Origin of the sequence: Streptomyces thermocarboxydus (assembly GCF_024760485.1) — a bacterium.
GTDB lineage: Bacteria > Actinomycetota > Actinomycetes > Streptomycetales > Streptomycetaceae > Streptomyces > Streptomyces cellulosae.
Genome location: NZ_CP058273.1, coordinates 6,406,583 through 6,432,544 on the forward strand (window position 1 = coordinate 6,406,583; position 25,962 = coordinate 6,432,544).

Annotated in this window: 21 protein-coding genes and 2 pseudogenes; 11 read left to right on the forward strand and 12 right to left on the reverse strand. The window is 73.1% G+C overall.

Features of this window, described 5'->3' with window-relative positions; translation table 11 throughout:
- Window positions 1-45: 45 nt before the first annotated feature.
- Window positions 46-2,638 (reverse strand): annotated as a pseudogene (locus tag AY578_RS29260) (CHAT domain-containing protein).
- Between the two features lie 127 nt (window positions 2,639-2,765).
- Here AY578_RS29260 and AY578_RS29265 point away from each other — a divergent pair.
- The 3 genes from AY578_RS29265 to AY578_RS29275 are packed head-to-tail and all read left to right on the forward strand — an operon-like array spanning window position 2,766 to window position 5,334.
- Window positions 2,766-4,199, forward strand: coding sequence for a S8/S53 family peptidase (locus AY578_RS29265; RefSeq protein WP_028960902.1), 1,434 nt, complete (start codon window positions 2,766-2,768; stop codon window positions 4,197-4,199).
- Window positions 4,200-4,258: 59 nt separating this feature from the next.
- Window positions 4,259-4,834: an RNA polymerase sigma factor gene (locus AY578_RS29270; RefSeq protein WP_258906229.1), complete on the forward strand. Its 576-nt coding sequence runs from the start codon at window positions 4,259-4,261 to the stop codon at window positions 4,832-4,834.
- Window positions 4,831-5,334, forward strand: coding sequence for a hypothetical protein (locus AY578_RS29275; protein WP_258906230.1), 504 nt, complete (start codon window positions 4,831-4,833; stop codon window positions 5,332-5,334). Before AY578_RS29270 ends, AY578_RS29275 begins: the two co-directional genes overlap by 4 nt.
- Before the next feature lie 51 nt (window positions 5,335-5,385).
- Here the strand turns inward: AY578_RS29275 and AY578_RS29280 are convergent, their stop codons facing one another.
- The 5 genes and pseudogenes from AY578_RS29280 to AY578_RS29300 form a co-directional block, all read right to left on the reverse strand.
- Entirely contained in the window at window positions 5,386-6,177 is a 792-nt protein-coding gene (locus AY578_RS29280; protein ID WP_258906232.1) for an N-formylglutamate amidohydrolase, read from the reverse strand.
- 150 nt (window positions 6,178-6,327) lie between these two features.
- Entirely contained in the window at window positions 6,328-8,547 is a 2,220-nt protein-coding gene (locus AY578_RS29285; protein ID WP_019521571.1) for an NADP-dependent isocitrate dehydrogenase, read from the reverse strand.
- Window positions 8,548-8,761: 214 nt separating this feature from the next.
- On the reverse strand, window positions 8,762-9,862 hold the full coding sequence (locus AY578_RS29290; RefSeq protein ID WP_026243317.1) for a mechanosensitive ion channel family protein: 1,101 nt from the start codon (window positions 9,860-9,862) through the stop codon (window positions 8,762-8,764).
- A gap of 214 nt (window positions 9,863-10,076) precedes the next feature.
- Window positions 10,077-10,841, reverse strand: coding sequence for a crotonase/enoyl-CoA hydratase family protein (locus tag AY578_RS29295; protein ID WP_258906241.1), 765 nt, complete (start codon window positions 10,839-10,841; stop codon window positions 10,077-10,079).
- A 69-nt stretch (window positions 10,842-10,910) separates the two neighbouring features.
- Window positions 10,911-11,835 (reverse strand): annotated as a pseudogene (locus AY578_RS29300) (lysylphosphatidylglycerol synthase transmembrane domain-containing protein).
- A 165-nt stretch (window positions 11,836-12,000) separates the two neighbouring features.
- Between AY578_RS29300 and AY578_RS29305 the strand changes: the two are divergent.
- A complete protein-coding gene (locus AY578_RS29305; protein WP_258906243.1) occupies window positions 12,001-13,875 on the forward strand; it encodes an ABC transporter ATP-binding protein in 1,875 nt (624 codons plus the stop codon).
- A gap of 150 nt (window positions 13,876-14,025) precedes the next feature.
- On the opposite strand, the gene secD is transcribed toward AY578_RS29305, so the two are convergent.
- The 4 genes from secD to AY578_RS29325 form a co-directional block, all read right to left on the reverse strand.
- Window positions 14,026-16,311 carry a protein translocase subunit SecD gene (secD, locus tag AY578_RS29310; protein WP_258906245.1) on the reverse strand — a complete coding sequence of 762 codons (2,286 nt, stop codon included), beginning with the start codon at window positions 16,309-16,311 and terminating at the stop codon, window positions 14,026-14,028.
- Window positions 16,312-16,376: 65 nt separating this feature from the next.
- A complete protein-coding gene (locus tag AY578_RS29315; RefSeq protein ID WP_019521565.1) occupies window positions 16,377-16,799 on the reverse strand; it encodes a hypothetical protein in 423 nt (140 codons plus the stop codon).
- A complete protein-coding gene (locus tag AY578_RS29320; protein WP_019521564.1) occupies window positions 16,796-17,479 on the reverse strand; it encodes a response regulator in 684 nt (227 codons plus the stop codon). The genes AY578_RS29315 and AY578_RS29320 overlap by 4 nt, the downstream gene beginning before the upstream one ends.
- A complete protein-coding gene (locus tag AY578_RS29325) occupies window positions 17,476-18,465 on the reverse strand; it encodes a HAMP domain-containing sensor histidine kinase (RefSeq protein WP_019521563.1) in 990 nt (329 codons plus the stop codon). Before AY578_RS29325 ends, AY578_RS29320 begins: the two co-directional genes overlap by 4 nt.
- Before the next feature lie 326 nt (window positions 18,466-18,791).
- Between AY578_RS29325 and AY578_RS29330 the strand changes: the two genes are divergently transcribed.
- From AY578_RS29330 to AY578_RS29355, 6 genes are all read left to right on the forward strand, one after another.
- Entirely contained in the window at window positions 18,792-19,115 is a 324-nt protein-coding gene (locus tag AY578_RS29330) for a TraR/DksA C4-type zinc finger protein (protein ID WP_019521562.1), read from the forward strand.
- Between the two features lie 45 nt (window positions 19,116-19,160).
- Complete coding sequence (locus AY578_RS29335; protein WP_028960897.1) at window positions 19,161-19,529, forward strand: TraR/DksA family transcriptional regulator; 369 nt, start codon at window positions 19,161-19,163, stop codon at window positions 19,527-19,529.
- Window positions 19,526-20,329 (forward strand): acetate and sugar kinases/Hsc70/actin family protein, encoded by an 804-nt coding sequence (locus AY578_RS29340; RefSeq protein ID WP_258906248.1) that lies wholly within the window; start codon window positions 19,526-19,528, stop codon window positions 20,327-20,329. The genes AY578_RS29335 and AY578_RS29340 overlap by 4 nt, the downstream gene beginning before the upstream one ends.
- A gap of 114 nt (window positions 20,330-20,443) precedes the next feature.
- Window positions 20,444-21,067: an Rv1733c family protein gene (locus tag AY578_RS29345; protein WP_258906250.1), complete on the forward strand. Its 624-nt coding sequence runs from the start codon at window positions 20,444-20,446 to the stop codon at window positions 21,065-21,067.
- Between the two features lie 238 nt (window positions 21,068-21,305).
- Window positions 21,306-22,328 carry an endo-1,4-beta-xylanase XynA gene (locus AY578_RS29350; protein ID WP_258906252.1) on the forward strand — a complete coding sequence of 341 codons (1,023 nt, stop codon included), beginning with the start codon at window positions 21,306-21,308 and terminating at the stop codon, window positions 22,326-22,328.
- A gap of 28 nt (window positions 22,329-22,356) precedes the next feature.
- Window positions 22,357-23,364: a polysaccharide deacetylase family protein gene (locus tag AY578_RS29355; RefSeq protein ID WP_136238388.1), complete on the forward strand. Its 1,008-nt coding sequence runs from the start codon at window positions 22,357-22,359 to the stop codon at window positions 23,362-23,364.
- A gap of 54 nt (window positions 23,365-23,418) precedes the next feature.
- On the opposite strand, the gene AY578_RS29360 is transcribed toward AY578_RS29355, so the two are convergent.
- Window positions 23,419-24,063: a dienelactone hydrolase family protein gene (locus tag AY578_RS29360; protein WP_019521556.1), complete on the reverse strand. Its 645-nt coding sequence runs from the start codon at window positions 24,061-24,063 to the stop codon at window positions 23,419-23,421.
- Window positions 24,064-24,255: 192 nt separating this feature from the next.
- Between AY578_RS29360 and AY578_RS29365 the strand changes: the two genes are divergently transcribed.
- Complete coding sequence (locus AY578_RS29365) at window positions 24,256-24,534, forward strand: DUF6343 family protein (protein ID WP_199781975.1); 279 nt, start codon at window positions 24,256-24,258, stop codon at window positions 24,532-24,534.
- Window positions 24,535-24,816: 282 nt separating this feature from the next.
- Here the strand turns inward: AY578_RS29365 and AY578_RS29370 are convergent, their stop codons facing one another.
- On the reverse strand, window positions 24,817-25,836 hold the full coding sequence (locus AY578_RS29370) for a LacI family DNA-binding transcriptional regulator (RefSeq protein WP_026243314.1): 1,020 nt from the start codon (window positions 25,834-25,836) through the stop codon (window positions 24,817-24,819).
- Window positions 25,837-25,962: the final 126 nt, after the last annotated feature.

A 25,962-nucleotide genomic window follows, 5' to 3' on the forward strand; every position in this document is an offset into this window, starting at 1 on the left:
GTCACCGCGGGCCAAGGGTCCCTACGGGCCGCTCCCACGCCCCGCTCACGCAGCCCCGAACGCCGTGAAGGCCCACCCCGTGGCCCGGTGCAGGGCGTCGTCCGGCATCGCCGCTCTCGCGTCGCGGAGCGCCTCCGGGAGGGGGAGGCCCGCGGCCAGGCCCTCGTGCAGGGCGAGCATCAGGGGGACCACCGCCTCGTCGTTGACCGGCGCGCTGCACGCCACCACGCCCGCCGTGCCCAGCGGCAGCAACGCCGTGACCAGGCCCAGGAGTTCGTCCGCGCCGACCGTGGCGAAGCGGGCCGTGTCGCAGCAGGACAGGATGATGCGGTACGGGCTGCGGCCGAGCCGTTCGAAGTCGTGCACGATCAGCGGGCCGTCCGCCATCCGCAGTGAGGAGAACATCGGGCCGTCCGTGCGGAACGTGCCGTGCGCCGCGATGTGCGCCAGCCCCGCCCCGTCCAGCTCCGCCAGCACCCGCGGCACCGACGCGTCCCGGTGCTCCAGCACCGTCGCGCCGCTGTAGCGTGCGGCCAGCCGGGTCACCTCAGCGCCGCCCGTCGCCAGGCCCGGGCCCCGTACCAGCACCTTGCGTCCGCCCCACGGCGGCCGTGTCTCCCGCGCGCGCAGCCAACTGCTCGCCGACGGCGACACGCTGACGACCCGCTCCCGCAGCGACGGCAGCAGCGCCCACGGCACCCGGTGCAGCCGCCCCGGCGGCACGATCACCACAGGCCCGTCGCCCAGGTGCGCCGCGGCCGGCCCCAGCAGCAGCTCCTCCAGACGGCGGCCCGCCGCCTCCACCAGCGGCAGCCGCGCCTGCGCCCCCGGGTGCGCCAGCCGCCGCAGCCCCGCCTGCACATGCTCGGCCTCCGTCTCGGCCGCCGCCAGCCACCCCGCCTCGAACCGGCGCACCCGGCCCCGCCCGCACAGCAGCACCTGCACCCGCCCGTCGACCACCGCCAGCTCCACCAGCCGTACGCCGTCGCCCAGTTGACCCAGCAGGCGGCCCACGTCGAAGCGGGTGTCGTCGCCGTGCGCCTCGCCCCGCATGTGCAGGGTGCGGGAGCGGATCGCCCGCTCCAGACGGCGCTGCTCCCGCTCCAGGGCCGGCACCGGCCTGCCGTCCATCCGGGTCTCCTCGGCGCGCGCCGCGATCTCCCGGTAGGCGGTCATGTGGCTCAGCAGCTCGGGGTCGGCGGGCGGCCGGGTCGGCGGCGCGGACAGCACCGTGGCCCGCCAGCGTTCGCTCCACATCAGCAGCCGCCGCGGCCCGCCCGACCGCAGCGCGGCCTGCTGCGCCAGCGCCGCCAGCTCCGCGCCCGTGCCGCGCGCCCGCAGCTCGACGCGCCCAGCGTCATCCGGTGGTCGTCCAGCACGTCCAGCCGCGCCGGCACGCCTCCAGCACGCCCGCGTGGACCGGCCGCCCGCGCGCGCAGCGCCTGCGCCGCCCAGCCCGTCATCCGCGCGAGCGGCGGACCGCTGCGGCGGCTGCGCGCGGCCACCGCCAGATACGGCTCCGCGTCCGCCGCCGCCGAGGTCCAGCGCGATCCGCCCGGCCAGCAGATACGCCTCGGGCCGGCGGCGCGCCCAGACCGGTCAGCCGCTGCGCCACCGCAGCCGCGTCCGCGACCAGCCGCCTCGACCCCTTCCCCGCCGCGTGCCGGGCCCCGATCAGCACCAGCCGGGCGTGCGCCTCCCACCATGTGCGCCGCTGGCCCGCGAACAGCCGCACGGCGAGCCCCGCCCGCGCTGTCGCCGTCGCCGGTTCGTCGGCCTGCCGGGCGGCCCGCGCCGCCGCCAGCAGCAGCTCCGCCTTACGCGTCGACTGCCCGCCGATGAGGTCCAGTTCGGCGATCGCCGTGTCCGCCTCGGCCAACGCCTCCGCCGCCAGACCGGCCGCCATCAGCACCTCGCAGCGCCGAATGCTCAGCATGAACGTCGGCGTGCCCAGCTTCGCGTACCGCTCCTCCGCCTCGTCCAGCAGCCGCAGCGCCGCCGGCACGTCACCGGAGCGGAACGCGGCCAGCCCGCGGCTCTCCACCGCGTCCGCCTTGTCGTGCTCCTGGTCGGTGACCGCCCACAGGTCCTCCGCCGAGGCGAAGTCCGCCTCCGCCCGCTCCACCGCGCCCAGCGCCAGATGCACCGTCGCCCGCAGCGTCAGCGACCGCGCCGTCCAGATCACGTCCCCGGCCTGCCGCAGCACCGGCACCGCCCGCCGTACGTCCTCCAGGGCCTCCTTGTGATGGCCCAGCACCCACCAGCAGTACGCCCGCCGGAACAGCACCCGGGCCCGGGTGTGGCCGGTGCCGCGCCGCACGCCCTGGCTCAGGGCGTCCAGGCCCTGCCGCGTGCGCCCCGAATGCACCAACGCGACCCCGAGCGTGGCGAGGACGTCCGCCTCCCGGTCCGCCGAACCCGCCCGCGCCGCCCAGTTCCGCGCCCGCCGCAGATGACGCAGGGCGAGCCGCAGGTCCCCGAAGTCCCGCTGCCAGATGCCGATCACCTGATGCGCCACGGAGGCGTGCAGGGGCTGGGGGCGGCGCCGCAGCACGGACTCCGCCTTCGTCAGCGCCTCGTTCGGGGCGGCGAACACCAGCGGAAGGAGGTCCTGCACCGCGTCGCTTCCCGCTGTCACCTCCACGATGGTAGTGGTCCGCAACCACACCTCACAGATACGGCGTTGTATCAGGCGACCGCCCCGGGACTCTTCTTCACGACAGCTCCGCGGCCCCGGCCCCCGTCGCCCCAGTGGAGGACACGCCATGCCACCTCAGCGCTTCCGTGAGCAGTTCCGGCAGATCCAGCGCTCCATGCCCGACGTCCCGCTGGCCATGGGACCCGACGACGCGGGGGAGTTCCTCTACGAGAAGGGGGTCGTCCTCGCCCGCGAGGGCGAGGAGGCGCAGGTCGTCGAGGACACCGTGCGCGGGCACTTCCGCACCTTCGCCGCCGGCGCCCCGGACCGCGTCCGCCGCCTCGGCCCCGCGGGCGGCCGCTCCGGCGTCGTCCGCATCCAGGTGTCCGACCCCGGTGAGGGGGACGCCGCGGGCGACCCGGCCGTCGCGGGCGCGCTGCGCTCGCTCGCCGCGGTGGAGGGGCGCGCGGGACGCCGTATGGTCAGCCGGAACCACGTGGTGCACATCGCCGTCAACGCCTGCCCCGGCGACGAGCCGGTGCCCGTGGCGCGCGACGCCCGGCCCAACCCGGCCGTCGCCCCCATCGAGGGCGAACCCGGCGAGGACGCCGCGCGCGTCCTGGTCGTCGACACCGGCCTGATGCACGACTACCGCCAGTACCCGCCGCTGGCCCGCACCCACGGGGACGCCCAGGTCGCCGAGTGTGACGACGACGGCGTCCTCCAGCAGTACTGCGGACACGGCACGTTCATCGCCGGGCTGGTCGCCGCCGTCGCCCCGCACACCGACATCACCGTCAGCGGCGCCCTCAACGACGCGGGGGCGGTGCTGGAGCACGAGTTCGGCGAGAAGCTCTTCGACGCGGTCGAGGCGGGCGGCTGGCCCGACGTCCTCAGCCTCTCCGCCGGCACGACGAACGGCCGCACCGACGGGCTCCTCGGCGTCGACGCCTTCATGCGCGAACTGCGTCGGCAGCGCACCCTGTTGGTCGCCGCCGCGGGCAACAACGCCGGCGCCACGCCCTTCTGGCCCGCCGCCTACGCCGACCTGCCCGGCTACGAGGACGCCGTGCTCTCGGTCGGCGCGCTGCGCGCGGACGGCGAGTCCGGCGCGTGCTTCTCCAACCACGGCGGCTGGGTGAAGGCGTACGCCCCCGGCGAGCGGCTCACCAGCGCCCTCACGGGATTCCGGACGCCGGTGCCGTACATCTACCAGCACTCCACCTACGACACCTGCCGCTACGGCTTCAGCTACGCCTGCACCTGCCACCACCCGCGCCACACGGGTGTGTTGAGCGAGGACGGCGGGTCCGCCAAGCCGGACCAGGTGATGTTCGAGGGGCTCGCCCAGTGGAGCGGCACCTCGTTCGCCACCCCCGTCGCGGTCGGCATGATCGCCTCCCGCATGGCGGCGGCAGGGGAGCGGGACCCGCGCGCGGCTCGGCGTCAACTGCTGGACGCCGTTGACGAGTTCGTGGAGGTGCACGGGGCGCACAAGCCCGCGTTGCTGCCGCCCACCTGGAGCCCCGTACGCGTCCCGGCCCCCACCGCGCGGCCATGACGATCGGAACCATCCGCTCCGCGGCGTACCATGACGTGCCGTACACGAGGGGTGGCACCGTGGAGCGTTCGGAAGTCGGCGCGTTGGTCCGGTCCGCTGTCGACGGTGACGCGGCGGCCTGGAAGGCGATCGTGGAGGGTCTGGGCCCGCTGGTCTGGTCCGTGGTGCGCGCGCACCGGCTGTCCGACGCCGACGCCCACGAGGTCTACCAGACCGTGTGGTTCCGCTTCACCCAGCATCTGGACCGCCTCCGGGAACCGGAGAAGGCGGGCTCCTGGCTGGCCAGCACCGCGCGCCACGAGTGCCTGAAGGTGCACCGGCAGGCGCGGCGGCTGGTCCTGACGGACGACCCGCAGGTGCTCGACACGGTGAGCGAGGAAGGGGAACCGGAACAGGCCCTCCTGGAGACGGAGGAGGCTGCCGCGCAGGGGGAGCGGGTGCGGCGGCTCTGGCAGGCGTTCGAGGAACTGGGCGAGCGGTGCAGGCAGTTGCTGCGCGTGCTGATCACGTCGCCGCCGCCCAGCTATCAGGAGGTGTCCGTCGCGCTCGACATCGCGGTGGGCAGTATCGGGCCGATGCGCCAGCGCTGTCTGCGCCGGCTGCGGGCCCGGCTGGAGGCACGGGGGACGGCATGAGCGACGGCATCAGCGGCGACGGCACGGACTTCGACGACGGCGGCACGGGGTTCGGCGACGGCCCCGGCGTCGAGGACGAACTGCTGGAGGAGGAACTGCGGCAGGCCGCGTCCCTTCTGGACCCGGTGCCCCCGGCACTGCTCCAGAGCGCGATCGACGCGTTCGCGCTGCGCGATCTGGAGGCGCGGGTCGCCGAGCTGACCTTCGACTCGCTGGTCGACGCGATCCCCGTGCGGGGCGCGGCGGCGGCCCCGCGGATGCTGACGTTCAGCGCGGGCGGGACGACACTGGACGTCGAGCTCACGGAGGAGGGCCTGATCGGCCAGGTCCTTCCCCCGGCCCCGGCCCGCATCGACATCCTGACGGGCCCCCGCCCGGACACGACGACCACGGCGGACGACATGGGCCGCTTCACGGCGCCGGTGATCCCGTCGGGCCCGTTCGCCCTCCGCCTGCGCACCCCGGACGAGGTCGTCCTGACGGAGTGGCTCCGCGCCTGACCCAGGCCTGTGCGCAGGCCGCCTCACGCGGGAAGCGGCCCGCGCGCGGGCTCACACCGCGTCGACGAGTGACGCCAGCGCCGACGCCGGACCCGTCACCCCTTCGTGCGCGGGCCCGCCCGGCTCCGTCATGTACGTGTCGCGGCGGATCTCCACCATCAGGGCCGTCACCTCCGCCCGCTTGCCGTAGTACTCGAGCGGGACGTACGTCCCCGCGAACGGGCTGTCCAGGCCCGTCTCCCCGCACCGCGCGAACGCCTCACGCGCCGTGTCGAGGAGGGCCGGCGGGGTGTGGAAGGGGTCCGTGCCGAGGCACACCTCGGGGCGGGGGCCTGCGCCGTGGAGTTCGTAGGGGAGCGCGGCCGTCGGGTACGAGTGCACGTCGAGGATCACGCAGCGTCCCGTCGCCGCGAGCCGGTCCGTCACCGCCTCCGTCATCGCCTGCGCGTACGGATGGAAGTACCGCTCGACCAGCGGGCCCGCGTCGAAGCCGTCCGGGCGGAGCACGTCCTTGTGCGTGGTCCGCGTGTAGACCGCGCCCATGCCGACGGCCAGCATCTCCTCCCGCTCGTCCGGGAACCGCTCCGGGTCCACGACCAGCCGCGACAGCCGGTTCACGAACCGCCACGGCGTGATCCCGGCCGTCCGGGCCGCCTCCTCGGCGATCGCCGCGGTGTGCGCGTCGGTGATGTGGTCCAGCTCGCGCTCCAGCGCGGCGTCGTCCAGGACGATCCCGGACCGCACGTCCGCCGGTATCTCCCGCGCCGAGTGCGGCACATGCAGGATCACGGGGGAGGCGGGGTCGCCGGGGAGGAGGTCGAACGAGGGCGGCACGACGGTCATGCGCTGCTCCAAAGGTGCTGTCGGTTCAGTGACGTACGACGATCAAGGTGCCACACGCCACTGACAACGGCCCCGGCCGTCCCGCCCCCGGCATGGCTCCGCCCCGGCCGGGCAGGTCGCCGGCCGGGGCGGAGCTCAGGGTCGTCCGGTTCAGCTCAGGGACGCCAGCGCCTCGTTCCACGTGGCGGACGGGCGCATGACCGCGGAGGCCTTCGCCGGGTCGGGCTGGTAGTAGCCGCCGATGTCGGCCGGCTTGCCCTGGACGGAGATCAGCTCCTCGACGATCTTCGCCTCGTTGGCCGCGAGGGTCTCGGCGAGCGGCGCGAACGCCTTCGCGAGGTCCGCGTCCTCGGTCTGCGCGGCCAGCTCCTGAGCCCAGTACAGGGACAGGTAGAAGTGGCTGCCGCGGTTGTCGATGCCGCCGAGACGGCGGGTCGGGGACTTGTCCTCGTTGAGGAAGGTCGCCGTGGCGCGGTCCAGGGTGTCGGCGAGCACCTTGGCGTGCGCGTTGCCCGTGGTGGAGGCGTACTGCTCGAAGGACGGCACCAGCGCGAAGAACTCACCGAGGGAGTCCCAGCGCAGGTAGTTCTCCTTGATCAGCTGCTGCACGTGCTTCGGCGCCGAGCCGCCCGCGCCCGTCTCGAAGAGGCCGCCGCCCGCCATCAGCGGGACGACCGACAGCATCTTGGCGCTGGTGCCCAGCTCCAGGATCGGGAACAGGTCGGTCAGGTAGTCGCGCAGCACGTTGCCGGTGACCGAGATGGTGTTCTCGCCGCGGCGGATGCGCTCCACCGACAGCTTGGTCGCGGCGACCGGGTCGAGGATCCGGATGTCCAGGCCCTCGGTGTCGTGCTCCGGCAGGTACTGCTTGACCTTGGCGATCAGGTTGGCGTCGTGCGCGCGGGTCTCGTCCAGCCAGAAGACGGCCGGGTCGCCGGTGGCGCGGGCGCGGGTGACGGCCAGCTTCACCCAGTCGCGGATGGGCGCGTCCTTGGTCTGGCAGGCGCGGAAGATGTCACCGGCGGACACGGTCTGCTCGAGGACGGCGTCGCCGTTCCGGTCGACCAGGCGGACGGTGCCGGTGACGGGGATCTCGAAGGTCTTGTCGTGGCTGCCGTACTCCTCGGCCTTCTGCGCCATCAGACCGACGTTCGGGACCGAGCCCATGGTGGACGGGTCGTAGGCGCCGTGGGCGCGGCAGTCGTCGATCACGGCCTGGTAGACGCCGGAGTAGGACGAGTCCGGCAGGACCGCCAGGGTGTCGTGCTCCTGGCCGTCCGGGCCCCACATGTGGCCGGAGGTGCGGATCATGGCCGGCATGGAGGCGTCCACGATGACGTCCGAGGGGACGTGCAGGTTGGTGATGCCCTTGTCGGAGTCGACCATCGCCAGGTCCGGGCCCTCGGTGAGCTCGGCGTCGAAGGACGCCTTGATCTCGGCGCCCTCGGGCAGGTTCTCCAGGCCCTTGTAGATGCCGCCCAGACCGTCGTTCGGGGTGAGACCGGCGGCGGCGAGCTTGTCGCCGTACTTCGCGAACGTCTTGGGGAAGAAGGCGCGCACCACGTGGCCGAAGATGATCGGGTCGGAGACCTTCATCATCGTGGCCTTCAGGTGCACGGAGAACAGCACGCCCTCCTGCTTGGCGCGGGCGACCTGCTCGGTCAGGAACTCGCGCAGCGCGGCCACGCGCATCACGGAGGCGTCGACGACCTCGCCCTTGAGGACCGGCACCGACTCGCGCAGCACGGTGGTGGAGCCGTCGTCGCCCTTGAGCTCGATGCGCAGCGCGCCGTCCTCGGCGATCACGACGGACTTCTCGGTGGAGCGGAAGTCGTCCTGGCCCATCGTGGCGACGTTCGTCTTGGACTCGGGGGTCCAGGGGCCCATGCGGTGCGGGTGGGCCTTGGCGTAGTTCTTCACCGAGGCGGGGGCGCGGCGGTCGGAGTTGCCCTCACGCAGGACCGGGTTCACGGCCGAGCCCTTGACCTTGTCGTACCGGGCCTGGATCTCCCGCTCCTCGTCGGTCTTCGGGTCGTCCGGGTAGTCCGGCAGCGCGTAGCCCTTGCCCTGCAGCTCGGCGATCGCGGCCTTGAGCTGCGGGATCGACGCCGAGATGTTCGGCAGCTTGACGATGTTGGCCGCGGGCGTCTTCGCCAGCTCACCGAGCTCGGCGAGGGCGTCCGGGATGCGCTGGTCCTCGGTGAGGTACTCCGGGAACACGGCGATGATGCGCCCGGCGAGCGAGATGTCCCGCGTCTCCACGGCGACACCCGCCTGCGAGGCGTACGCCTGGACCACCGGCAGGAAGGAATACGTCGCCAGGGCCGGGGCCTCGTCAGTGTGCGTATAGATGATGGTCGAGTCAGTCACCGGGTGCTCCGCTCCACGTCTGCAACATTGCTCGACATCAAGATATCTTGTGGCGGCCCCAGGCTCGACAGGGGTCCACGCCGAGTATCCCGGCAGGTCCGCATCAGGGGCGCGGGGAACTGCGCGAACAGGGTCCGGGGCAGAACCCCGAAATCCCGCCGAGAGCGGGTGCGCCGGGCCGCGGCGCTCTGTGGCCGCTGCAGCCCGGCCGCTGTCAGACCGGCCGCCCGGTGATCATGTCGTCCGCGGCCGCCGCGGACCCGTCCCGCTGGGACGGAATCAGCACCGCGCCCTGCTGCAGGGCGACCGTCCGCGAGGGCGACGGAATCCGGATCCCCTCCTCGCGGTAGCGCCGGTGCAGCCGCTTGATGAACTCGTGCTTGATCCGGTACTGGTCGCTGAACTCCGCCACGCCCAGGATCACGGTGAACCCGATGCGCGAGTCGCCGAAGGTGTGGAACCGCACCGCCGGCTCGTGCTCCGGCACCGCCCCGGTGATCTCGGTCATCACCTCCGCGACGACCTCCTTGGTCACCCGCTCCACGTGCTCCAGGTCGCTGTCGTACGACACGCCGACCTGGACCAGGATGGTCAGCTGCTGCTGGGGCCGCATGAAGTTGGTCATGTTCGTCTTGGCGAGCTGGCCGTTGGGGATGACCACCAGGTTGTTGGACAGCTCGCGGACGGTCGTCTGGCGCCAGTTGATGTCCTCGACGTAGCCCTCCTCGCCGCTGCTCAGCCGGATGTAGTCGCCCGGCTGCACGGTCTTGGAGGCGAGGATGTGGATGCCCGCGAAGAGGTTCGCGAGCGTGTCCTGGAGCGCGAGCGCCACCGCGAGACCGCCCACGCCGAGGGCGGTGAGCAGCGGGGCGATGGAGATGCCCAGCGTCTGCAGCCCGATGAGGAAGCCGATCGCGAGGACCAGGATCCGGGTGATGTTCACGAAGATCGTCGCCGAGCCGGCCACGCCGGACCGGGACTGGGTGACCGAGCGCACCAGGTCCGCCACCACCCGGGCGGACGCCACGGTCGCGACGAGGATCACCAGGAGGGTCAGCACCTGGTTGGTCGTGTGCTGTACGGCCCGGGTCAGCGGCAGCGCCGCCGCCGCGGAGGCAGCGCCGCCCGCGACGGCCGCCCACGGGGCGACCGTGCGCAGCGCCTCCACCATGATGTCGTCGCCGCGCCAGGCGGTGCGCTCGGCGTGCCGCGCCAGCCAGCGCAGCGCCATGCGGAGCAGGAACGCCGCCAGCAGGCCGGCGGCGAGGGCGATTCCGGCGTGCACCAGATCGTCCACGGTGAGGGAGCGGGTCACCGCCCACCTCCCGCGCACCCCTGGGCGGACGGCCGTCTCTCCTGGGCCGAGAGCCGTATGTGAAGTCGTGTCACGTGAAGTCACCTGCTCGAGGTATACGGGATCCACGGTGCCGCACCCGCGTTGACCTGCGGGGGCACCGTCGCTCATCCTGCCGTATCCCGCAGGGCGGTTCGTACCACGCGCAGTCCTGCGAGCCTGCGTTCGGCCGGTCTCACGCCTCGTCGAACGAGCCGTGCCGCCCCGCGCCCGACGCGAACCGGGCCGCGCCTTCCAGGCTCTCCGCCAACACGGCCGCCCCGTGCCGCAGTTCGGCCGCGAGCGCCTCCTCCTCACCCAGCCCTTCCTGCTCCAGCACCGACGCACGGTCCGAGCGCAGGCACGCCTGCGGGAACCGGGCCAGGGACGCGGCCAGTTCCTCCGCCTCCGCGCGGGCCCGCCCCACCGGCACCACCCGGTTGGCCAGCCCCATCGCGTACGCCTCGGCGGCCGGCACCGGACGCCCCGTCAGGATCATGTCCATCGCCCTGCTCGTCCCGATCAGCCGGGGCAGCCGTACCGTGCCGCCGTCGATCAGCGGCACGCCCCAGCGGCGGCAGAAGACCCCGAACACCGCGTCCTCCTCGGCCACCCGCAGATCGCACCAGAGCGCCAGCTCGAGACCGCCCGCCACGGCGTGCCCGGACACCGCCGCGATCACCGGCTTGGACAGCCGCAGCCGGGTCGGGCCCATCGGACCGTCGCCGTCCTCGGCGACCCGGTTGGCGCGCTCCGTGCCCAGCGCCTTCAGGTCGGCGCCCGCGCAGAACGTGCCTCCCTCGCCCCACAGCACCGCCGCCCGCGCCTCGTCGTCCGCCTCGAACGCGCGGAAGGTGTCGGCGAGTTCGGCGGCCGTCGGCCCGTCCACCGCGTTGCGCGCCTCGGGGCGGGAGAGCACCACCGTGGTGACGGCTCCCCGGCGTTCGATCCGTACCGGCATGGCATGGTCCCTTCCGTGAGTGGACCGGGACCCTACCCGCCCGACGCACCGCCTCACCCGTCCCGCGTGTCAGATCACCCTCATCCGCAGCAACGCCGCCAGGGTCAGCGCCCCCGGCAGCAGCGGCAGCCACACCGTGAGCAGCCGGAACACCACCACGACCGCCGTGGCCACCGCCGCCGTCCCGCCGGCCGCCACCAGCGCCACGACCAGCGCCGCCTCCACCGAGCCGATCCCGCCCGGCGTGGGCACCAGCGCCACCGCCACCGTCGCCGCGAGGTACGCCACCGCCAGGTGCGCGGACGGGACCGCGAGCCCGAACGCCCGCGCCACCAGCACCAGTACGCCCGCCTGGAGCGCCGGAAAGGCCAGCGCGCCGCCCCACAGCGCCCCGCGCGGGCCGGGCGTGCACCGACCGCGCCTCGCCCAGCGCCGTCCGCAGGAACCCGGCCACCACCGTCCGCACCCGCCGCACGGCGGCGAGCGCGCCGATGGCGAGGACGAGCACCGCGCCCGCCGCGAGGAACGGCCCGACGGGCGCCTCGTCCGGCAGCAGCGACCCGAACGACAGCGCGTCGGGGAACGCCACCAGCAGAGCGGCCAGCAGCCCCACCCGTCCGACGCTCTCCGCCAGCAGATACAGCGCCAGCGCGGCCGAGGACCGGGCCGTGCTCAGTCCGCACATCGTCATGAACCGCAGGTTGACCGCGCTCGCCCCCAGCCCGGTGGGGAGGAGATGGTTCGCCGCGCCGGCCGCGAACTGCGTGGCCACCAGCCGCCGTCCGGGCAGCCGTTCGAGCACCGCGCCCTGCCGGGTGCACGCGGCGGCCGGCCAGGTCAGACACGTCAGACCGGCCGCGGCCAGCAGCCACGGCCACCGGGCGGTCGTCACCAGCCCCAGCCCCTCGGTGAGCACGTCCCGCTGCCGTACGGCGACCACGGCAACGAGCAGCAGCGGCAGCACGCACAGCACCCGTCGGATCGTCACCGTCATGTTCACGGAGGATGAACGACGGGTGCGAACGGAGAGTTGCGAGGAGCGGGACGCCGGGGGACGGGCGCTTTCCGCCTCCGCCGGCCGGGGCGGCGGGAGGGGGGCACCCTCGGAGAGTGGAGCGTCCTTGACCTCAATCATGCTTGAGGTCCTAGCGTCGCCGTCATGAGCATGGAAACCACCGCGTGGGCGCAACTGCGCAGCGTCATGACCGCCGAGGACGAGCGCCGGCCCGTCACCCGGGACACCCTGCGCCGCATCGGCGCCTTCGCCCGCCCGCACCGCCGCAAGCTGACCCTGTTCCTGCTGCTCGGCACGGCCACCGCGGCGCTCGCCGTGGCCACGCCCGTGCTCGCCGGGCGGGTGGTGAACACCATCGTGTCCGGCGGCGATCCGGACCCGGTGGTGCGTCTGGCGCTGCTCATCGCGCTGATCGCGGTGGTGGAGGCGTCCCTCGGCGTGCTGGGCCGCCGGCTGTCGGCGGCGCTCGGCGAGGATCTCATCCTGGGGCTGCGGACGGCGGTCTTCGACCACGTGCAGCGGATGCCGGTCGCGTTCTTCACACGCACCCGTACGGGAGCGCTCGTCTCCCGTCTCAACAACGACGTGATCGGAGCACAGCGGGCGTTCAGCTCCACCCTGTCCACCGTGGTCGCCAACGTCGTCACGCTGGTGCTGACGCTGGGCGTGATGCTCACCCTGTCCTGGCAGATCACCCTCCTGGCGCTGGTCCTGCTCCCCGTCTTCGTGATTCCGGCGCGGCGGATGGGCCGAAGGATGGCAGGACTCCAGCGTGAGGCCGCCACCCTCAACGCGGCCATGGGGACGCGCATGACGGAGCGGTTCTCCGCGCCCGGCGCCACCCTGGTGAAGCTGTTCGGGCGGCCCGAGGAGGAGTCCGAGGAGTTCGCGGTACGGGCACGGCGGGTGCGGGACATCGGCGTGCGGACGGCCACCGCCCAGACGGTGTTCATCACCGCCCTCACCCTCGTCTCCGCCCTCGCCCTCGCGCTGGTCTACGGCCTCGGCGGCCGGCTCGCCCTCTCCGGCGCCCTCGACGCGGGCGCGGTGGTCGCGCTCGCCCTGCTGCTCACCCGCCTCTACGCGCCGCTGACCTCGCTGGCCGGGGCGCGGGTGGAGGTGATGAGCGCGCTGGTGAGCTTCGAGCGGGTCTTCGAGGTGCTGGACCTCGACCCGCTGATCCGGGACAAGCCGGACGCGCGTGAGGTGCCGGAGGGGCCGGTCGCCGTGGAGTTCGACGACGTCCGCTTCGGCTATCCGTCCGCCGACAAGGTCTCCCTCGCCTCCCTGGAGGAGGTCGCCGCCCTCGACACGCGTGGCGGCGAGGAGGTGCTGCACGGCGTCTCCTTCCGCGCCGAACCCGGGCAGACCGTCGCCCTCGTCGGCTCCTCCGGCGCCGGCAAGTCGACGATCGCGTCCCTCCTGCCGCGGCTGTACGACGTCGACGCGGGGGCGGTCCGCGTGGGCGGCGTCGACGTACGGGACCTGAGCGCGGCGTCGCTGCGGGCCACGGTCGGGATGGTGACGCAGGACGGTCACCTCTTCCACGACACGGTCCGCGCGAACCTGCTGCTGGCGCGGCCGGACGCGGACGAGGAGGACCTGTGGGATGCGTTGCGCCGGGCGCGCCTGGACACGCTGGTGCGGGAACTGCCCGACGGGCTCGACACGGTCGTGGGGGAGCGGGGGTACCGGCTGTCGGGCGGGGAGCGGCAGCGGATGACGATCGCGCGGCTGCTGTTGGCGCGGCAGCGGGTGGTCGTCCTCGACGAGGCGACGGCTCATTTGGACAACACGTCGGAGGCTGCGGTGCAGGAGGCTTTGGGGGAGGCGCTGGTGGGGCGGACTGCGGTGGTGATCGCACACCGTCTGTCGACCGTGCGGGCGGCCGATTTGATCCTCGTGGTCGAGGGCGGGCGTGTGGTTGAGCGTGGCTCGCACGAGGAGTTGCTGGACGCGGGTGGGCGGTATGCGGAGTTGTATCGGACGCAGTTCGAGGGGGATGCGGTGGTTGTGTGACGGGGGGTGGGTTGGTGATTTGCGCAGTTCCCCGCGCCCCTGAGGGGGCTTGCGGTTTTGCTTTGCCTGCGGGGCGGTGGGGGTTGGGCGCGCAGTTCCCCGCGGCCCTGAGGAGGGTGCAGGCGGGCTTTGCCGCCTGCACCCCCCGTGTCACACCTCGGTCGTCGTCCGTTCCCGTCGCGGGGTCGGTTTGCGGGGGGTGGCGGCTCCGCGGGGCCGCTTGCCGTTGCCTGTACGGGCGTTCAGCTCGATTGCCAGGGGAGACGCCGTCAGGACCGATGAGTACGTGCCGACCAGCATGCCGATCAGCAGGGCCAACGCGAAGTCCGTCAGGGAGTCTCCGCCCAGCAACGCCAGCGCGGCGAGGATGAAGATCACGCCGATGCCCGTGTTCACCGTCCGGGGGACCGTCTGCAGGATCGCCTGGTTGGTGACCTGGGCCAGCGGCGCCTTCGCGTCCTTGCGCCACAGTTCGCGGATGCGGTCGAAGACCACCACGGAGTCGTTCACCGAGTAGCCGATCACGGTGAGCAGCGCCGCCAGGAACACGCCGTCGACGGGCTTGCCCAGCCAGGCGAAGATGCCGGTGAGGATCACCACGTCGTGCGCCAGCGCCGCCACCGCGCCCGCGCCGAACATCCACCGGAAACGCACGGCCAGATAGAGGAGTTGGGCGACGAGAGCCAGGCCCAGTGCGAGCAGCGCGTTGCGGCGCAACTCGTCGCCCAGGCTCGGGCCGATCAGTTCGTCGCGGACCTTCTCCGCGCCGCCGCCGACCTCGGCGACCGTTTCGGCGACCTTCACCGCCTCCTCGTTGGACAACTCCTCGGTGCGCACCGTCAGGCCGTTGTCGCCGGAGGGCTGCACCACGGCCTGCGGGAAGCCCGCGTCGGCGAGCGCGGCGCGGGCCCGGTCCGGGTCGACCGTCTGCTCGGTGGAGTACTCGATCAGCCGGCCGCCGGTGAACTCCACGCCGAAGTTCAAGCCCCGTACGACGATGCCCGCGGCCGCGACGGCCAGGACCACCGCCGACACCGCCAGCCAGCGGAGGGGGCGGCGCATCAGCTGCGGGTCGCGGCGGGTGAGGTAGGTGCGGACCCGGCCCACGGACGCCAGACCGGTGACCTTGGGACGCCGGTGTACCCAGTGGCGTGCCACCGCGAACTCGGCGAGCACCCGGGTGATCACCAGGGCGCTGATCATGGACGCCAGCACACCGATGCCCAGCGTCACGCCGAAGCCCTTCACCGGGCCGGACGCCAGCACGAACAGCAGCGCCGCCGCGATCAGCGTGGTCACGTTGGAGTCCGCGATCGCGCTGAACGCGCCCTTGAAACCGGCGGTCAGGGCCGAACGCCCGCTGGGCCGGTTGCGTGCGGCGTACTCCTCCCGGGCGCGTTCGAAGACCAGCACGTTGGCGTCCACGGCCATGCCGATGGCCAGCACGAAACCGGCGAGGCCGGGCAGGGTGAGGGTCGCGCCGAGGGCGGCGAGGCCGGCGTAGGAGATCAGGCCGTAGCAGAGCAGGGCGACGATCGCGAGAAGGCCCATGAGGCGGTAGACGACGAGGACGAACAGCGCCGTGAGGGCGGTGCCGACGACGGCGGCCCAGGCGCTGGCGCGGATGGCCTCGGCGCCCAGCGTCGGGCCGACGGTCCGCTGCTCCACCGTCTCCACCGGCACAGGCAGCGCGCCGCCGTGCACCAGCAGCGCGAGCTCCTTCGCCTCGTCGCTGGTGAACGAGCCGGTGATCTGGGTGGACCCGCCGGTGATGCCCGCACCGCAGGCCACGGACGGGTCGACCTGCGGCGACGAGATGATCTTGTTGTCGAGGACGATGGCCACGCGGCGCTGTGGGTCGCCCGCCGGGTGGCAGGCGGCTTCACCGGTGAGCCGGGCCCAGCCCTTGCCGTCCTCGAAGTCGACGGTGACATGCCAGCCGGCGCCGCTCTGCGGGTCGAAGCGGGACTCGGCGCTCTTGACGTCCTGACCGCTCAGCGCGGCCTTGCCGAGGTGCAGCCGCTCACCGGACTCGTCGGGCAGCACCCGCTCGCCCTGTGGGAGCTTCGTGGCGTCCCCCGTGCCCGGTCCCTTCACCGGGTGCACGGAGAGCTGCGCGGTGCGGCCCAGCACGTCGGCGGCCTTCCGCGGGTCCTGCACGCCCGGCAGTTCGACGATGATCCTCTGGTCGCCGGAACGGACGAGGGTGGGTTCGGCGACGCCGAGCGCGTCGATCCGGCCGCGCAGCACCTCGAGGGTGCGGTCGGTGGCCTCGGCGTCGGCCTTGAGCGTCTCGGTGGAACGGGTCTCCAGCACGATCTGGGTGCCGCCCCGCAGATCCAGTCCGAGACGGACGGGGACGGTGACGGCGACGAACACGGACACGGCGATCACGGCGAGCGCGAACAACGCCCTGACGCGGGCGGGACGTTTCACAGATGCCTCCAGCAAGGCACACGCGCCCGTCGGAGGGCACGCGGAAAGTAGGGGAAGAAGACGGCTCAGGTGCTGGAGGTGGCGGGCGGCGCCCGCCCCAGGTCCGCCGGGACGTGCGCGGCGGCGGGCGGCGCGTGACCGGCCGCGGGCGCGGGCCGCGCGGGGCGCGGAGGGACGCGCGGGGTGTACGGAGGCGTGAAGAGCAGGGGACCGGCGGCCGTGCCACGCTCGCCGGCGTCCCGCTCCGGCCGGGCGAGCACCGTACGGGCGGCGACGTACGCCTCGTCGCTGCGCGGCTGCGTCCCGGAGGAGTAGGTCGGCGTGTCCGGGGACGCCGGAAAGTAGGCGGGGCCCGCCGGGACGGCGGACGCGGGGGCCGCGCCCGAGGTGAAACCGAGGGTCAGCAGCACGGCCGCGAACGCGGCCAGGACGGCCGCGGCGGCCCTCAGCGGAAACCGGGCGGCACGGCCCGGGGCGTGGGCGGTCAAGGCTCGACGAGCCCCGCGCGGATGGCGTACCGGGTCAGCTCCAGACGGTCCCGCAGACCCAGCTTGTGCAGCAGGTTCTCCCGGTGCCGCTGCACCGTCTTCACGCTGATGAACAGCAGCTCCGCGATCTCCTTCGACGAATGGCCCTCGGCGACCAGCTTCAGCACCTCCTCCTCACGCGGGGTGAGCAGCTGCTCGGGCGCCTCCTCGCCGTGCCGCACCCGGTCCAGGTAGTTGCGGATCAGGGCGGTCACCGCCCCCGGGTACAGGAACGGCTCGTCCCGCATCGCCGCGCGGCAGGCGGCGACGAGGTCACGGTCGGCGACGGACTTCAGCACATAGCCGCCCGCCCCGGCCTTCAGCGCCTGGAACAGGTACTGCTCGTTGTCGTGCATCGTCAGCATCAGGATGCGCAGCCCCGGCTTCAGCGAGGTCAGCTCCCGCGCCGCCTGCAGACCGGTCAGCCGCGGCATGGCGATGTCCAGCACCGCGAGGTCCACGTCGTGGGTGCGGGCCATGGCGATCGCCTCGGCCCCGTCACCGGCCTCCGCGACCACCTCCAGGTCCGGCTCCCGGTCGAGGATGAGCCGGACGCCCCGCCGCACCAGCGCGTGGTCGTCGGCGAGGAGGATGCGGATCTTCTCCGCGGGGCGGTCGGCGTGGATGTCCTGGTCGTTCATGACTGCTTCCTGACGGCCGGCACGGTCAGCCGGATTCGGGTACCGGTTCCTGTCGCGGAGACCTCGTCCGGGCTCCAGATGTCCAGCATGGCCCCGATCAGCAGGGCCCGTTCACGCATGCCGCGCAGTCCCGCGCCCTCCCGGGCGGCGCCGATGCCGCGCCCGTCGTCGGCGACCTCCAGCACGACGGTCTCCTCGTCGGCCTCCTTGCCGCCGTACAGTGCCACCTCCACCCGGCGGGCCTCGGCGTGCCGGGCCGCGTTGGTCAGGCTCTCCTGCGCCACCCGGTAGATCACCAGCTCCGTCTCCTGGTCCAGGGCGGGCAGGTCCGGGTCGAAGCGGCGCACCACACGCAGCCCGGTGTGCGTGGAGAACTCCGTCGCCAGCGACGTCACCGCGCTCACCAGACCGAGGTCGTCCAGCACCCCGGGGCGCAGCCGCCGCACCAGCCGCCGTACCTCGTCCAGGCTGCCCCGGGTGATCTCCTGCGCCTGCAGCAGCTCCTCGCGCAGCGGCTCCGACGCCTCGTCCGACGCCCGCTTCAGGGCCAGCAGCACGGCCGTCATGCTCTGCCCCACCTCGTCGTGCAACTCCTGGGCGATACGGCGCCGCTCACCCTCCTGGGCGAGGATCGCGCGGGCGCTGCTCGAGGCGCGCTCGCCCTCCAGGCGCTCCAGCATCGCGTTGAAGGCGCTCACCAGCTCGGCCACCTCGCCGCCGCCGCGCACGGGCAGCCGCTGGCCGGGGCGCAGCAGGTCGACGGTGGTCATCAGCCGGGTCACCCGGTCCAGCGGGGCCAGACCGATGCGCAGCAGGGCCGCGTTGGCGACGAGCATCACGACGAGACCGCCGACGAGGATCACCGCCTCCGTCAGCAGCACCGGCACGGACACGGTCACCGGAGCCCACAGCAGCAGCGCAGTGGCGCTGCCGAGCACCACGGCGTTCAGACCGAAGATCCGCCAGTACAGGGACACGGAGGTCACGCCTTCCTCTTTCTCGTCTGCCTCTACTGTCGGTCACCACGGCCCCTGATGCGGCAGCGACCCCCTGGTCCCGGCGGACACCGGCCAGCCTGCCCCGCCCGCCCCGGCCCGGTCGATGGGCCCCGCGCCCCATTTCCCGCCGACCGGCGGACCCATGCCGCACGGGGTGGGTCCTCCGACCCCGCGGAGATGGGTCCCGCGCCCGATGGGAAGCCGGGCGGGTCCGGGCCAGGGTGGAAGCGTCATGCCGTACGGCCTCGTGCCCTACGGCTTCGAGTCGTACGCCTGTACGTCTCTCGTGTCTCTCACGTCTCCAGGAGGACCACGTGTCGCTCGACCTGCCCCGCACCGACCCCCGCGCCGCGAACCTCGCCGCGGACGAGGTCCGCCGGCGTCTGGAGCACGCCCGAACGACCAGGCTCGCGCAGCTCAAGGCGCTGGACGAAACCGGGACGAGCCCGGGCGACCACCTGATGTCGAACCAGAAGGACGCGATCAAGCGGGTCCTGCTGGAGATCGACGAGGCCTTCGCACGTGTCGAGGACGGCACCTACGGCACCTGCCTGGGCTGCTCCAAGCCGGTGCCGCCGGAGCGGCTGGAGATCCTCCCGCACACCCGGTACTGCGTCGGCTGCCAGCGCGCGGCCTGACCGCACCCTCACGTCCGTCCGCCCCCGCTCTGCCCGAGAGGTGCAGTGGTGACCCATCAGACCATCGGCGAGCACGACGAGATCCTCAGCGCCGAGGACCTCGCCGCGCTCCGTGAGAACCTGCACGAACAGCTGCTGTTCCGCCGGGAACAGCTGCGGCAGTTCGCCACGGCGAGCCGCGCCGACGACCGCCGCGTCCGCGAGGACGCCGCGCAGATCGAGGTCGGTGTCAAGCTCGCCGCGTCGGCCCGCATGGTGCTCGCCGACGTCGAGGAGGCGCTGGCCCGGATGGACTCGGGGACCTACGGCGTCTGTCACCTCTGCCGCCGCCCGGTGGAGCGCCATCGCCTGCTGGTCGTACCCCAGGCCCGCTACTGCGGGCGCTGCCAGCAGGTGCGCGAGGCCGGCCGGTGACCGTGATCCGGCACCCCCGGCCGGGTTTCGTACGGCACCGGCTCCGGCCGCTGTGCGGGCGCTGCCCGGGTCTCGCTCTCGACCTGGGCAGCGCCCGCACCCGGGCGTTCATCGCGGGGCGCGGCATGGTCCTGGACGTGCCCACCGTGACGTTCCCCGGCTCGGGCGCGATCCACCCCGTGCAGCGCGGCACCATCGTCGACACCCCGGGCGCCGCCCGCATGCTCGAGCGGCTGCTCGGACACCGCCTGCCGAGGATCGGCCGCCCGCTGGTCGTCGTCACCTCCCCGGTGCTCGACGGTCCCGCGTTCCGCGCCGCGGCCCGCACGGCGGTGGAGGTGCTCCGCCCGCGCGCCGTACTGACGGTCCCCGGCGCGCGGGCGGTCGCGCTGGCCGCCGGCGCCGACCATGTCCGGCCGCTGCTGGTGGCGGACATCGGCGCGCACCTCACCGAGGTGGTGCTGCTCGCCGACGGTGCGGTCACCGACGCCCGGCGCACCGCTCTCGGCACCGCCGACCTGTCCGACGGCACACCGCCGGAGCTGATCACCGACGCGGTGATCGGCATGGTGACGGACATGCTGCGGCAGGACCGCACCTCCCTCACCCGCACCGCGCTGCGCCGCGGGGTGCTGCTGGCCGGCGGGGGAGCGCTGCGCCCCGACATCACCGGAGGGCTGCCGGGCGGCCTCAACTGCGCGGTGCAGCCGGTGCCGTCGCCCCACACCGCCGCCGTGCGCGGGGCGGCCGGACTGCTGGCCGCGGCGTATCGGCACCCTTCCGCCGACGGCGTCCTCTGACCGACCTGCGCCTGACCGACCTCCACCTGGCCGGCCTCCACCTGGCCGACCTGCGCCTGACCGACTCCACCTGGCCGACCTGCGCCTGCGACCGCCAACGGAAGGAGCCGTGACGTGGCGGGCACCGTACCTCCGCCGCAGCCGCCCCTCGGACCGCCGCCGCGCCCCCTGTTCTGGCCCTGGCGGTCCAACCCGTTGCGCCGCCGCACCGACACCGTGCGGGCCTGGCTGGGGCTCGGTGTGCTGCTCGCCGTCCTCGCCGTGGCGCCCGTGGCCGGCGCCCTGGTGGGCGACGCCGCGCACCGGCACTACCAGGACGTCGCGCGTCACCAGCAGCAGACGCGCCACCTCGCCGACGCCACCCTCGTCCACGACGCGCCCCGGCATCCGGAACCGGGCTCGGACGAGGAGAAGAAGACGCGCTACCCGGTCGAGGTCCGGGTCGTCACCCGCGAGGGACGGACCCGCATCACGCGCGCGGAGGTGTCGCCGGGGCTGACCGCCGACAGCGTCGTCAGCATCTGGATCGACGCCGACGGCGAGGCGGCCGACGCGCCGCTCACCGGCAGGGAGGTCCGCAGTCGCGCCGCGGGCTGGGCGCTGCTCGCCGCGATCGGCGTCGCGCTCACGGGCGCCGCCGTGCACGCCGTCGCCGGTCTCGTCCTGCACCGCCGCAACCTCGCCCGCTGGGCCGCCGCCTGGGCGGAAACGGCCCCGCGCTGGACGACGCCGACCTGACGCGAAAGTTTCGTAGATGCTCGATCGGTCTTCGATGCAGCGGCCAGCTACCTGATACTGCTTCACACCTCGCACACCTCAACTCGGCATGTGAACTGGCCAGATAGCGGCGCGCCCTGATCCCTGGTCACTCGAACTTTTCGAAACTCTCACCGAAACCGTTGACGGTTGACGCGCTCAGACCAACACTGTCACGGCATCGACCTCCCCATCGAGCCGTAAACAGGAGGCGTCACCCATGCATGTGTCCGTACCCCCCGGCGGCCGCAGACGCGGCCGGCTGATCATGAGCGTGAAGAGCGCCTGGACGGTCGCTCTCGCCGCGCTGACCGCGCTGCTCCTCACCGGCACCGCGACCGCCGCCCCCGTCATCACCACCAACCAGACCGGCACCAACAACGGCTTCTGGTACTCCTTCTGGACCGACTCCCAGGGCACCGTCTCCATGGACCTGGGCTCCGGCGGCAGTTACAGCACCCAGTGGAGCAACACCGGCAACTTCGTGGCCGGCAAGGGCTGGAGCACCGGCGGCCGCAAGACCGTCAGCTACTCCGGCAGCTTCAACCCGTCCGGCAACGCGTATCTGACGCTGTACGGCTGGACCACCAGTCCCCTGATCGAGTACTACATCGTCGACAACTGGGGCACCTACCGGCCCACCGGCGAGTACAAGGGCACCGTCACCAGTGACGGCGGCACGTACGACATCTACAAGACCACCCGGTACAACGCCCCCTCCATCGAAGGCACCCGCACCTTCGACCAGTACTGGAGCGTCCGCCAGCAGAAGCGCACCGGCGGCACCATCACCAGCGGCAACCACTTCGACGCCTGGGCGAGCAAGGGCATGAACCTGGGCAACCACAACTACATGATCATGGCCACCGAGGGCTACCAGAGCAGCGGCAGCTCCAGCATCACCGTGAGCGAGGGCTCCGGTGGCGGCGGTGGTGGCGGTGGCGGCGGCGGCGGCGGTGGCGGCGGCGGCGGTACCGGCGGCTGCACCGCGACCCTGTCGGCCGGCCAGCAGTGGGGCGACCGCTACAACCTCAACGTGTCGGTGAGCGGCTCCAGCAACTGGACCGTGACCATGCGGGTCCCGTCCCCCGCCAAGGTCTCCGCCACCTGGAACGTGAGCGCTTCCTACCCCGACAGCCAGACCCTCGTCGCGCGGCCCAACGGCAACGGCAACAACTGGGGCGCGACCATCCAGACCAACGGCAACTGGACCTGGCCGTCGGTGTCCTGCAGCGCAGGCTGACACCCCCGTACGAGGAGGACCCCCACACATGAGCACCGGAAAGCGACAGCCCCTCACCCGGTACCTGGTCCCGGGTGTGGCTGCCGCCGCACTGACCGTGGCCGCCACGGTGACCACGGGCGTCGGCGCCGCCCCCGCCGAGGCGGCCGCCTGCAACGGGTACGTCGGCCTCACGTTCGACGACGGCCCGTCGGCCGGCAGCACCATGAACCTGCTCAACGCGTTGAAGCAGAACGGCCTGCGGGCCACCATGTTCAACACGGGCCAGAACGCCGCCGCCAACCCCTCGCTGGTCAAGGCCCAGGTGGACGCGGGGATGTGGGTCGCCAACCACAGCTACACCCACCCGCACATGACCCAGCTGAGCCAGTCCCAGATGGAGTCGGAGATCTCCCGCACCCAGCAGGCGATCGCCAACGGCGGTGGCGGCACACCCAAGTTGTTTCGCCCGCCGTACGGCGAGACCAACTCCACCCTGCGCTCGGCGGAGGCCAAGTACGGCCTGACGGAGGTCATCTGGGACGTCGACTCGCAGGACTGGAACAACGCGAGCACCGACGCCATCGTGCAGGCCGCCTCCCGGCTGAACGACGGGCAGGTCATCCTGATGCACGACTGGCCGGCGAACACCATCGCCGCCATCCCGCGGATCGCGCAGAACCTCGCTTCCCGCGGTCTGTGCGCCGGCATGATCTCGCCGCAGACCGGCCGCGCGGTGGCCCCCGACGGCTCCGGCGGCGGGGAAGGGGGCGGCGGAGGCGGCGGCAACGGCTCCTGCACCGCCACGCTGTCCGCGGGCAGCAGCTGGGGCGACCGGTACAACCTCAACGTCGCGGTGAACGGTTCGAACAACTGGACCGTGACGATGAACGTGCCGTCCCCGGCGAAGGTGCTGAGCACCTGGAACGTCAGCGCCTCCTACCCAAGCAGCCAGACCCTGGTCGCCAGGCCCAACGGCAGCGGGAACAACTGGGGGGTGACGATCCAGACCAACGGCAACTGGAACTGGCCGACGGTCTCCTGCAGCACGAGCTGAGCAGGTCGGGTGAGCCGCGGTGCCTCTGGTCGCCGCGGCTCACCTCGCAGGCCCTCACTTCAGGTGTTCGGTGAACCACCCGGCGGCCAGCTCCGCGACCCGCTCCAGGGCGCCCGGCTCGCCGAACAGGTGCGTGGCGCCGGGCACCACATCCAGCCGGTGCGGCGCGGACAGCCGCCGGGCGGCCTGACGGTTGAGCTCCAGCACCTGCGTGTCCGCGCCGCCCACCACCAGCAGCACCGGGCACGCCACCAGGGGCAGCGCGTCCCCTGCCAGGTCGGGGCGTCCGCCGCGGGAGACGACCGCCGACACCCGCCGCGGCCGCTCCGTCGCCGCGACCAGCGCCGCCGCCGCTCCCGTACTGGCCCCGAACAGCCCCACCGGCAGATCCACCGCGTCCGTGCGGTCTTCCAGCCAGTCCACGGTATGCGCCAGCCGGCCGGCCAGCAGACCGATGTCGAAACGGTGCCGGCCCGTCGCCGCGTCCTCGTCCTCCTCCGCCGCGGTCAGCAGATCCAGCAGCAGCGTGCCGAACCCCGCCCTGCGCAGCACCCCGGCGACGGCCCGGTTGCGCGGGCTGAGCCGCGAACTGCCGCTGCCGTGCGCGAACAGCACCACACCGCGCGCCCCTACGGGGATCTCCAGATCACCGCGCAGGGCCGCGGCTCCCGACGGAACCGTCACCGACGCGCTCACCATGCCCGGCCACCTCCTCCGGCCACTCCGGTCCGGTCCACCGGGTACCCGCGCGGGGCGGGCCGAGACGGGGCCCGGTTTGCCGCACGCGACCGGGGGCTACCCGATGCGGGGACGAGGCGAAGGAGGTGCGTCGACGTGCCCGACAGTCGTACCGGATCCGGCCGCGAGCCGGTCTCCCGCGCCCGCTCGGGGATGGTGGGCCGCAGGTACCCGCGCACCGGCACCGAGCCGGTCACCGCGCGCAGCCCGCTGAGACTGCGGCTGCTGCTGGCCTCCGTCTTCCTGCCGCTCTTCGTCGCGGGAACGGTGCTGTTCGCGGTCTGGGCGGCGGGCTCCGACCCCGGCGACAGCCCCGGCAGCGGTCCGCTGACGCTCCTCGCCGTGGTGTGCGGCGTCCTCGCCCTGACGGCCGCGCTGGACTGGGCGGTCGTGGTACGCCGCCTGCGCCGGGAGCGGGGCGCGGCGGAGTGACCCGCGCCGGCTGCCCGGTGTGCGGTGCCGTGCCGCGCACGTAGCGCTGCGAATGCGCCCCGACGGCCGGGCGTACGGGATGCCCGGATGCCCGGATGCCCGGACGCCCGGGCGTACGAGGCCGTCGCGCTCTGCCGCGTATGCCGGCGAGGCGGCGCTCACGGTGACTCGCACCGGCTTCCGGCAGCGCCGCGCTTCGCCGCACCCGGCCCGGCAGGTCGACCGAGGCGACCCGTCCGCCGTGCCTGCCCGCGGTGCCGAGCCTCGTCGCAGTGAAGGGCGTCAGCCCTCCAGCACGGCCGTGCTCTGCCGTACCACCAGGTGCGTGGCCAGCTCGATCCGCTGGGCCGACGCCCCCGGGTCGTCCGGGCGCAGCAGCATGCGGGACGCTTCCTCCGCCATGTGCCGCAGCGGCTGGTGGACCGTGGTGAGGGGCGGGCTGGACCACTGGGCGAGTGGTACGTCGTCGTAGCCGACCACCGACAGGTCCTCCGGCACCCGCAGCCCCTTCACGCGGGCCGCCTCCAGCACGCCCAGCGCCTGCAGGTCGCTGCCGGCGAAGATCGCCGTGGGCCGGTCGGGGCCCTCCAGCAGCTCCATGGCCTGCTCGAAGCCGCCCTGCACGTGGAAGTCGCCGAAGCGGGTCAGCCGCGGGTCCACCTCCAGGCCCGCCATCGCCATGGCCGAGCGGTAGCCGTCGAGGCGCGCCAGCGAGCACAGCATGTCGTTGGGTCCGGTGATGATGGCGATGCGCCGGTGGCCGCGCTCGGTGAGGTGGCGGGTGGCGGCGAGACCGCCGGCCCAGTTGGCGGAGCCGACCGACGGCACGTCCGGGTCGGGGTCGCCGGCCGGGTCGATGACGACGAACGGGATGGCCGCGGCCCGCAGTTGCCGCTTGATGTCCTGCGGCAGGCTGGAGAACACCAGTACCACGCCCAGCGGACGGCGCTGCAGCACGCCCGGCAACCAGTCCGGGTCGGGGGTGTGCCGGGTGCCGCTCTCGGTGAGCACGACCGTCGCGCGATTTTCCTTTGCGACGTTCTCCACGCCCCGTATCAGCTCCATCGCCCACACGCTCTCCAGCTCGTGGAACACGATCTCGATGAGCGGATAGCGGGCCGCGGGCTGCACCCGCCGCCGATAGCCGTGCAGGTCCAGCAGCCTCTCCACCTTCGCACGCGTCGCGCGTGAGACATCCGAACGGCCGTTGAGCACCTTCGAAACTGTCGGCATCGAAACCCCGGCCTCTTTCGCTACCGCAGCCAGGGTGACACGCCCGCTCGCCTCGTCGTCTTCGCGCATACCCGCAGGATAGAGCACCGCGTGTCGATAACGTTTCGGGCGAGTTGCGACGTGACCGTTGACCCCAACTCCCGTCTGACCTACTGTCCCTCGGCATGGACTTTCGGCGATGAAGCCGAAACTTTC

Excerpts from the sequence above, each read along its gene's own strand:
- AY578_RS29370 (WP_026243314.1), bottom strand. The coding sequence starts at position 25,836 with ATGCGCGAAGACGACGAGGCGAGCGGGCGTGTCACCCTGGCTGCGGTA.
- AY578_RS29305 (WP_258906243.1), top strand. The coding sequence starts at position 12,001 with ATGAGCATGGAAACCACCGCGTGGGCGCAACTGCGCAGCGTCATGACC.
- AY578_RS29360 (WP_019521556.1), bottom strand. The coding sequence starts at position 24,063 with ATGGTGAGCGCGTCGGTGACGGTTCCGTCGGGAGCCGCGGCCCTGCGC.
- AY578_RS29365 (WP_199781975.1), top strand. The coding sequence starts at position 24,256 with ATGGTGGGCCGCAGGTACCCGCGCACCGGCACCGAGCCGGTCACCGCG.
- AY578_RS29265 (WP_028960902.1), top strand. The coding sequence starts at position 2,766 with ATGCCACCTCAGCGCTTCCGTGAGCAGTTCCGGCAGATCCAGCGCTCC.
- AY578_RS29280 (WP_258906232.1), bottom strand. The coding sequence starts at position 6,177 with ATGACCGTCGTGCCGCCCTCGTTCGACCTCCTCCCCGGCGACCCCGCC.
- AY578_RS29295 (WP_258906241.1), bottom strand. The coding sequence starts at position 10,841 with ATGCCGGTACGGATCGAACGCCGGGGAGCCGTCACCACGGTGGTGCTC.
- AY578_RS29350 (WP_258906252.1), top strand. The coding sequence starts at position 21,306 with ATGCATGTGTCCGTACCCCCCGGCGGCCGCAGACGCGGCCGGCTGATC.
- AY578_RS29320 (WP_019521564.1), bottom strand. The coding sequence starts at position 17,479 with ATGAACGACCAGGACATCCACGCCGACCGCCCCGCGGAGAAGATCCGC.
- AY578_RS29275 (WP_258906230.1), top strand. The coding sequence starts at position 4,831 with ATGAGCGACGGCATCAGCGGCGACGGCACGGACTTCGACGACGGCGGC.
- AY578_RS29355 (WP_136238388.1), top strand. The coding sequence starts at position 22,357 with ATGAGCACCGGAAAGCGACAGCCCCTCACCCGGTACCTGGTCCCGGGT.